The sequence below is a fragment of the Coleofasciculus sp. FACHB-712 genome, from assembly GCF_014695635.1.
Taxonomy (GTDB): domain Bacteria; phylum Cyanobacteriota; class Cyanobacteriia; order Cyanobacteriales; family FACHB-T130; genus FACHB-T130.
Genome location: NZ_JACJOQ010000404.1, coordinates 1 through 7,754, shown reverse-complemented (window position 1 = coordinate 7,754; position 7,754 = coordinate 1). Strand labels below are relative to the sequence as shown.

15 protein-coding genes and 1 pseudogene are annotated in these 7,754 nt (G+C 44.2%); 7 read left to right on the top strand and 9 right to left on the bottom strand.

Annotated elements, in window-relative coordinates; genetic code table 11:
- On the top strand, positions 1-69 hold a 69-nt coding region (locus tag H6F50_RS27940), incomplete at its 5' end, for a fasciclin domain-containing protein (RefSeq protein ID WP_190428890.1).
- 189 nt (positions 70-258) lie between these two features.
- On the opposite strand, the gene H6F50_RS12090 is transcribed toward H6F50_RS27940, so the two are convergent.
- The 4 genes from H6F50_RS12090 to H6F50_RS12075 form a co-directional block, all read right to left on the bottom strand.
- Positions 259-522: a hypothetical protein gene (locus H6F50_RS12090; protein ID WP_190428887.1), complete on the bottom strand. Its 264-nt coding sequence runs from the start codon at positions 520-522 to the stop codon at positions 259-261.
- On the bottom strand, positions 519-749 hold the full coding sequence (locus H6F50_RS12085; RefSeq protein WP_190428889.1) for a hypothetical protein: 231 nt from the start codon (positions 747-749) through the stop codon (positions 519-521). The genes H6F50_RS12090 and H6F50_RS12085 overlap by 4 nt, the downstream gene beginning before the upstream one ends.
- Before the next feature lie 177 nt (positions 750-926).
- Positions 927-1,565 carry a VTT domain-containing protein gene (locus H6F50_RS12080; protein ID WP_190428886.1) on the bottom strand — a complete coding sequence of 213 codons (639 nt, stop codon included), beginning with the start codon at positions 1,563-1,565 and terminating at the stop codon, positions 927-929.
- A gap of 20 nt (positions 1,566-1,585) precedes the next feature.
- Positions 1,586-1,765: a hypothetical protein gene (locus H6F50_RS12075; RefSeq protein ID WP_190428885.1), complete on the bottom strand. Its 180-nt coding sequence runs from the start codon at positions 1,763-1,765 to the stop codon at positions 1,586-1,588.
- Positions 1,766-1,803: 38 nt separating this feature from the next.
- Here H6F50_RS12075 and H6F50_RS12070 point away from each other — a divergent pair, with 38 nt between their 5' ends.
- From H6F50_RS12070 to H6F50_RS12055, 4 genes are all read left to right on the top strand, one after another.
- Entirely contained in the window at positions 1,804-2,244 is a 441-nt protein-coding gene (locus H6F50_RS12070) for a hypothetical protein (protein ID WP_190428884.1), read from the top strand.
- Positions 2,245-2,441: 197 nt separating this feature from the next.
- Complete coding sequence (locus H6F50_RS12065; RefSeq protein ID WP_190428883.1) at positions 2,442-2,885, top strand: hypothetical protein; 444 nt, start codon at positions 2,442-2,444, stop codon at positions 2,883-2,885.
- Between the two features lie 164 nt (positions 2,886-3,049).
- Positions 3,050-3,514 carry a XisH family protein gene (locus H6F50_RS12060; protein ID WP_190428882.1) on the top strand — a complete coding sequence of 155 codons (465 nt, stop codon included), beginning with the start codon at positions 3,050-3,052 and terminating at the stop codon, positions 3,512-3,514.
- Entirely contained in the window at positions 3,481-3,804 is a 324-nt protein-coding gene (locus tag H6F50_RS12055; protein ID WP_190428881.1) for a XisI protein, read from the top strand. The genes H6F50_RS12060 and H6F50_RS12055 overlap by 34 nt, the downstream gene beginning before the upstream one ends.
- A 186-nt stretch (positions 3,805-3,990) precedes the next feature.
- Here the strand turns inward: H6F50_RS12055 and H6F50_RS12050 are convergent, their stop codons facing one another.
- From H6F50_RS12050 to H6F50_RS12035, 5 genes and pseudogenes are all read right to left on the bottom strand, one after another.
- Entirely contained in the window at positions 3,991-5,556 is a 1,566-nt protein-coding gene (locus H6F50_RS12050) for an AAA family ATPase (protein WP_190428880.1), read from the bottom strand.
- Between the two features lie 97 nt (positions 5,557-5,653).
- Positions 5,654-5,743, bottom strand: a pseudogene (locus H6F50_RS27935) (Uma2 family endonuclease); the annotation flags it as partial.
- 97 nt (positions 5,744-5,840) lie between these two features.
- Positions 5,841-6,215 (bottom strand): hypothetical protein, encoded by a 375-nt coding sequence (locus H6F50_RS12045; protein WP_190428879.1) that lies wholly within the window; start codon positions 6,213-6,215, stop codon positions 5,841-5,843.
- Positions 6,212-6,547: a DUF5674 family protein gene (locus H6F50_RS12040; RefSeq protein ID WP_190428878.1), complete on the bottom strand. Its 336-nt coding sequence runs from the start codon at positions 6,545-6,547 to the stop codon at positions 6,212-6,214. The genes H6F50_RS12045 and H6F50_RS12040 overlap by 4 nt, the downstream gene beginning before the upstream one ends.
- 100 nt (positions 6,548-6,647) lie before the next feature.
- Positions 6,648-7,289, bottom strand: a complete 642-nt coding sequence (locus H6F50_RS12035) for a Uma2 family endonuclease (RefSeq protein WP_190428888.1) — start codon at positions 7,287-7,289, stop codon at positions 6,648-6,650.
- An 11-nt stretch (positions 7,290-7,300) separates the two neighbouring features.
- Here H6F50_RS12035 and H6F50_RS12030 point away from each other — a divergent pair, with 11 nt between their 5' ends.
- Both H6F50_RS12030 and H6F50_RS12025 read left to right on the top strand, forming a co-directional pair.
- Entirely contained in the window at positions 7,301-7,510 is a 210-nt protein-coding gene (locus H6F50_RS12030; RefSeq protein ID WP_190412500.1) for a hypothetical protein, read from the top strand.
- 83 nt (positions 7,511-7,593) lie between these two features.
- The coding region (locus H6F50_RS12025; RefSeq protein WP_190428877.1) for a Uma2 family endonuclease at positions 7,594-7,754 on the top strand (161 nt) is incomplete at its 3' end.

Sequence of the window (7,754 nt, the reverse complement as noted above, 5' to 3'; positions counted from 1 at the left end):
GCAACAGCGGATGTTGCTGCTGATAATGGTGTCATCCACGTCATTGACACAGTATTGCTTCCTGCGTAAGTAACGCAAGAAATAGTGAATACTCTGTGTGGGGCAGCGATTATTTATAATCGCTGCCCCACAACTATTTAAATGTGTTTTCCCTATGGGAAAGTTGCGAGTACATTTCTCAAGCGAGCTTACGGTTAATATGCGATCGCGTTGCGCTGACTCGTCAGTTCGCATAGCCGAATATTGACCTGATACAACTTACGAGAAGAACCGCTCATAATCGTCGTGGCTACCGATCCAGAACCATGTAACTGTATCGCCTTCTAATACTCCAAGCGCCCGGTAACCTCGCGTCACTCTAACAGACCAAATATCCTCTTGGCTATTGATGCACTTGAAATGCAAAGATGGGTGAAATGGATTTTTTGCCCACAGACGATAAGCTTTCCTAGCACTCTGCCTGAGATCATTACTTAACTGCCGATATTCAACCCAAAAGGAGGGAAGGGCTGCCGACTTCATAGTTGGTCGTAGTCCATCACAGTAGCTTGCCCTTCAGCAATCTCCTGTTTGGCACGTTTTGCAGCAGCAACGAGTTTTTGTTCCGTTCTCTGGAACGATTCATTCCATCGATTTTCATCTTGCAAGTCATAAATGTACTCCCGAAGATGCTCTGCAACTTGCTCTTGTACATCAACAGGCAAAGACTCCATCATCTTTAATACTGTAGCGATCGCTGCTGATGACATAGTGTATTGCTCTGACTTGACATTCTGTATTCTATTATGAGCGATCGCGTATAGCCCTTTGGTCATGAAAACAGCGAAGCGAGGCGTTAATCTAGCGCTGACTTGTCACTTGGCTCTGTTTGTGTGAGGTTGCGATCGCGTTTATCGGATCGCCGCCATTCAGCACCTAGCGGATCGTCATTGCTTCGACTGGCGTTGGACAATAGCGGTGACGATGCCGATGCCGAATGCTCCGAGGATCGCAAAGCCTAAGAGTAACTGACTGCCTTCAAAGATTCCAGCACCAGCAGCGACCCAAAGCGGTTTGGCAATCAGAATGCTGACGACGAGAGCTAAGAAATAGCTTTGCCAACGCATTGTGGTCATTCCGGCAGCATAAGCGACAAAATCAAACAGTCCGGTCATCAAAAGACCCGTCATCAGGAAAAAGTTGCCTTCTAAATGTTGTTGAGCGAGGCGATCGACTTTTTCCATAAATTGCTGACCGACAAATCGCTCTACTAAACCCCGTCCGTAACGACGAGCAATATAGAAATTGAACGTACACGAGGCTAAATCTGCCAACGCAACCACTAGCAATCCTTGAGCGAACCCAAAAAGACCTCCTGCCAAAATCGCGTAAGCAGTACCTGGAAGCACTGGCACGATGATACTGGTAAAGCGCAGCCCAAACACGATCGCGGGTGCCCAGATGCCAAACTGCTCCACCTGTTCTCGAACTTGCTCGATCCCATATTTGTTGAGCAGCCAGATTGCTAAAGTAATGAGAACTCCAATCGCAAACCAGCGCAGAATTTTGATCCAGTTGTATTTCATGCGGCTCAACTACTCGAAATCTATTTGGTATGGTTGCATGAAATTGATGGCACCGTGATGGAGCGATCGCGTTGCGCTGACAAGTCAGTTCGCGCAAGTTTATTTGTAGGTTGCGATCGCAAGTGCGGGTGATGAATGCGATCGCTGTTGAAGGGAACTGAGAAGTGATGCTGAGTGTCATAAAGGTTAAAGCATGGCACGCTCCAATCTTTTTTCCTTTTATTAATAGCAACCGACCATGAAGACTCTGCTACTCGCCAGTGTATTCGCTTCTTTTTTGGCGTCTAATCCCTTGAATGTGTCCTCAACGAACACGCCTTCTCAAGCTGACTGGTTTCGTTTCATTGCTCAACCACGTACGTCAGGGCAAGCGTTAGAACGTCCTTTGGTGAGTGCAAAAGGTGGCGCGGGAAGTATTGTAATTCGTGCAGAGCTATCTGCATCAGATCCTTGCCAAAAGCTCAGCGGTGCGGCGGAACGCAAAGGCAAGAAAGTAACAGTGCGTGTTACCATCCGTCAACCTGAGGGTGGATGTATCGCCACAATCGGCAATTTTCGCTATGAAGCGACTCTTAACAAGCTTACCCCTGGCAAGTACCAGGTTGAAGTAATCCACGATTATGTGAATAATGGTTGGCCAAGTGGAACAGTATTCAAGCGTCAGGTGAGCGTCAGATAAGACAGGAAATCTTCTACCAAGAGCGATCGCGTTGCGCTGACAAGTCAGTTCGCGCAAGTTGATTTGAGGTTGCGATCGCAAGTGCGGGTGATGAATGCGATCGCTGTTGAAGGGAACTGAGAAGTGATGCTGAGTGTCATAAAGGTTAAAGCATGGCACGCTCCAATCTTTTTTCCTTTTATTAATAGCAACCGACCATGAAGACTCTGCTACTCGCCAGTGTATTCGCTTCTCTTTTGGCGTCCAATCCCTTGAATGTGTCCTCAACGAACACGCCTTCTCAAGCAGACTGGTTTCGTTTCATCGTTCAACCGGGTACGCCTGGGCAAGTGTTACAACGTCCTTTGGTGAGTGCAAGAGGTGGCGCGGGAAATATTACAGTTCGTACAGACCTATCTGCCTCAACTCCTTGCCAGAAGCTCAGCGGTGCGGCGGAACGCAAAGGCAAGAAAGTAACAGTGCGTGTTACCATCCGTCCACGTGAGACTGGTGGATGTATCCTCATGGTCGGCAATTTCCGCTATGAAGCTAATCTTAACAAGCTTACCCCTGGCAAGTACCAGGTTGAAGTAATCCACGAATACCCGAATAGTGGTTGGTTAAGTGAGACGGTATTCAAGCGTCAGGTGAGCGTAAGATAAGACAGGAAATCTTCCACGAAGAGCGATCGCTTGCATTTGTTTGAGGATGCGATCGCACTTCTACGTGCAGTCAAAATTTAGAAAGAATGCGATCGCGTTGCGCTGACAAGTCAGTTCGCGTAGCGTACCATAGGCTAGTCATGCGGCTTATGACCGATTAAGTCATGCCTCAACGAGATGCGATCCATAACATCATTAGGCAAGCTCTTATCAAAGAGGGTTGGGAAATCACGGACGATCCCTATGTCATATCCTATGGCGAGCGATTTCTGTTTATCGACTTAGCAGCAAGATTAGATGCCGTCAGCGGTATTGCAGGACGCTTTATCGGTGCGAGACGCGGTAGTAGTCGAATTGCAGTTGAAATCAAGGAGTTTCGAGGCAATTCGGCAATTGCTGATTTGGAGCAAGCGATTGGTCAATATGTTCTTTATCGACTTCTACTTGAACAGGTCGATCCAGATCGTGAATTGTATCTCGCTATTGCAGACACAACTTTTGACGAGATTTTCAGCGAACCGATTGGTGAGTTGGTGAGGCGTGAGTTACCGATAAAATTGCTTATTGTAGATGTAGCGGCGCAAGAGGTGAAGCAATGGATACCACCACTCAAGAACGGGACATTGTAAAGCAAGTAATTCAACGATACGCCCAGTTCAAACCTTCTCACGGCGATATTCGACTCGATACGGTATTTGACGACACGCAAAACCGCTATGCACTGATGCAAGTGGGTTGGGATAGAGGACGACGAGTGAGGGGAAATTTGATTTATGTGACTCTGCGTGAAGGTAAGGTTTGGGTGGAGTATGACGGGATGGAACAGGGAATCACTAAAGACCTAATCGCCGCAGGTATCCCTCCAGAGCGAATTGTTCTGGCATTTTTCCCTGAAAAGCAAACTGCTGCAACTGTTTAAACTCAAACTCTGATGATAGCTACACCAAAGCTGCGGTTCGGGCTGTGGCTACTTTCAATTCAGCCTCGACAAGGCTATCTTGTTCTGGAGGGAGTGTTTGCACTTCACTCAGCACTAGAAAACCACTTAGGACGAAAAATTGGGATAATCAGTAAGCTTTTGGTGGCACTGCCTATTTTACTAAATTCACTCCTTATAAGAGGCTAACGTAGACTCTATTTTGTGAAGCATTTGAACAACCTCTGAAGCTGATTCTTTGAAAGCAGTTTTAGCCAACTCCGGATTCTCTTTAATCCAGGCTTCTACTTCGTGAAGAAGAGCCTTTTTGCTATCTTGTCTAGATTTACTATTTGGCATCTGCAAAACAGAATCTATCTTTGATTGAAATTCTTTAGGATAGTATCGTTCAAAATCATGCTCACTGAACTGTAAAAAATGATCCTCTCCCCATCCACTACTGGTATAAGTCCTCTTTAATCTTTCGATTACTTTCTTTTCCTCATCACCTCCATCTATGATAACCCAGGCTAAATTCTTATAAATTGGCTGCAAATGTAAAAAAACGAATAGCTTATTAAAATCCTCAAATTTGGTCTCAACTTCATTCACCGAACGAGCTGAGAATGTCCTGAGTCTGTCTTTCAACTCCGGAGTAAACCAAGGAATCAAAAACTCTCTAATAATTTTTTCTGCTGTTGACTCTTCAAGGATTAACCAAGCAGACCATATGTCAAAATCGAAAAATTCATAACCTAGTTCCTCAAGAACATGCAAACGAGCCTCTGATGAATCACCGACTTCTTCAATCTTTGAGGTGGGAAGACGTTCCTCAAATTCCATTGTTACTCGAAACAGTTTACTCTCGGATTGAGAACCCAGGTACTTCACAACTATATTCGAATGGGTTGTAATAATAAACTGATTAGTCTCGGCTTTCTCAGCAATAAGTTTAAGAAGTTTCTTTAGTGCCTTCGGATGGACGTCATTTTCTGGCTCCTCAATAAGGAAGAGCTGGTTGTTAGCAATGCACAAATCTACAATAAGCCCAAGCAAATTAGCAATACCTTCTCCCATCGCTTCCAAAGGTATGCTCTCAAAATTACTCACCACGTAAGCAGCTTTTTTACCTTGTTCCGAAGGTATTGCTGTTATTGGAAATCCTAGTATGTCTCTACATGCCTGAACATATTGTTTATTGGCTGGCATTTCAGGATTAGAAAGACGATCAATCTTGGCATACAAATTTGAAAAATTTCCAGTCACAGCAGAAGTCTGGGTTAAATTAACCTCTTCTCCATAAGAGGCAACTTTTCTTCTAGAGAGATAGGGATAAATAAAATTTTTAGGTTCCTGGTTTGGAATTGAGTAGGAGTAAAAGGAAAAAGTATTCATTGTATTGGTTAATGAGAGATCGCTGGGGACTCCTTGAATATGAATATGACGATTAAAAAATTCTATTCCAATGTTGTTTGGCACTGAAAAAGAAACTTTAATTACCTTGTTTAGCTCAGAGCTTTCAGGGAAAAACTGTTTGATGTTATTCAGTTCTATTTGAAGAAATCCCTCTTTCTGAGATAATCGTAGATCAGTATGAGATAAGCTTGAGCCTTGTTGCAACCATGCTACTGATTTCAGTAGCGTTGACTTACCAGAATTATTAGGACCAATGACTAAATTAATTCCCTTCGATAATTTAATACTTGCACTAGCAAAACTTCTAAAATTACTTAACTCGACTTCGGAAACCCACATACAGTTAGCTTAGTATAAAAACAACAGTAGCTACAATCACAATTGTATAAGCTTTCAAGATATGGCAGGTTTATCTCTCTTAGCAGTTATACATGAAACCCAAATTAAATGAGGCATCCAGTTGCACTTCCTCACAGCCTGTTTTGCGGTAAGTGCAGTTGTCATGACCGTTTAAATCAATGTTTCGGGTATTTACAAACAGAGCGTTCGCTTACCGTTATCCACAGAACAGAGATAACAAGATAGATGTTGTACGATAGTTTGATAACTCATCACATGAAATTTCAGCTTTGACTTGCTGATGTCACAGGCTCAGACAGCAATCCTGACATTTCTAATGTACGTTCTGACCAAACTTTAGCTTGTTGGGCAACTTTCGTTCGTTGTGCATCATCTGCCCAAATATTTGACCAGGTAAGTTGCCAACGAGCTAATTGCACTTGTAACTCAACTAACTCTGCTGCAATGTCTATTCCCGCATCGATTGCTGTCCACTCGATGAAAAACTTGCTTTCCTCTATTAAATGGGCAACTGCATCGCGGTTCAGGTCGTTATTAGAAAATGACCGAATTCGAGCTAGATTGGCAGCGAGTTCCCCTAAGCGAGTGGGTACAGATTCACGCAAATAACGCTCTCGCTTTGCCGTCCAATCTTTCATACGCCTCCTAATAACTCCTGAATAATTTGGTCAACTTGCTCTCGAATTGCTAAGTCAAGAATCTCCATTGAGCGATTATTTTGACGAGGGCGGATATTAATCAGCGATTCATAGAACACTTCCTGCGTCAATGGGTTCCAACTCGCTCCCCATATATTTTCCTGCCTGCTCCCATCTTCCAGCAAAACCGCTTCACAATCTGCATGAAGCTCCCCACCACCTGCAAGAATGCCAAGCTCAATATCTACTGCTAGTTTAATGTAGAAACCATGCGCCTCCAGCATTTCATCAATTTGCGCCTTGGTCGCGCGATCGCGGATGATGAGAATCATTCAAAGTCCATCTGAGTAAATCGCTCCATAGTTTATCAGGGGTGGGGATGTGGAAGCGATCGCACGCTCTGGATGTAGAGAATGAACAGTGCGATTGGTCTCAAGCTTGAAACTGAGACAACAACCAGGCACTCACCTTACCATGATTCATTTGCCGACTACGCCGTAATGCTTCTTCTAGTAGCGCCATGTCCAAACCTGGAAGTACCTGGGACTGATAAATTCTGCGACTGCCTCGATTTTGGATTTCAAAGGCAATTATTTGAGCATTTTGAACATCAATAATCCAATACTCGCGAACTCCAAGTGATTCGTAGAGTAGACGTTTCTCACCTTTGTCATCTGCAAGACTTGAATAGGCAACTTCGATCACCAGGTCAGGTGGTGGGTAGGTATCGAGGTCAATGATAGTTGCTTCCCAAGGCACTATTTCCGCATTCGCACCCAGATAATAGGAGACATCCGGTTGCGCTTCTGCACAGTCCGTTTTGCGGTAGGTGCAGTTGTCATGACCATCGAAGTCAATCTGATTGAGTCCGGCAAAGAGGCAGACAGCGTGGATAACAATAAGGTGATCGCGAGAGTGAGGATTGCCAAGTGGAGACATTTCCAGCCTCATACGTCCGTTATAGTAGTAGCCTCTAGCTTTTTCGTAGCTAGGATCGCTAATTGCCAGAAGGTATTCGTCCCAAGTTGCATTCACCCAGGTATCGGTTGGTAGTTTCGCTTGTAGTTGGCTCATAACAACCATGATTGGCTACCGATTTCTCACATCTTAACGTAAGAGCGATCGCCTCCCATTTATCCCCAGAACAGGGAGAACAAGATGATGCAACTACCACTAGATATGCTGACACAGGATGCGATCGCTGCTTTGACCAAGAATCATGCTCAATGCGATCGCACACTCTAGATGTAGAGGATGAACAGTGCGATCGCTCAAGATTGAAACTGGGACAATAACCAAACATTCAGTTTGTCATAATTTATTTACCGACTTAGCCAAAAGGCCTATCCCAATAGTGTAATTTTCAAACTTAGAAACAATGATTATGCAAGCTGAAGATAAAAAAGTTTACACAGATGAAGAATATCTTGAGTTTGAGGTTAACTCAGAAGAACGGCATGAATATATCAATGGTGAAATTGCCCTGATGACTGGCGGAACCCCCAACCACAACAAAATTGCTGGCAACTTCTACGCTGC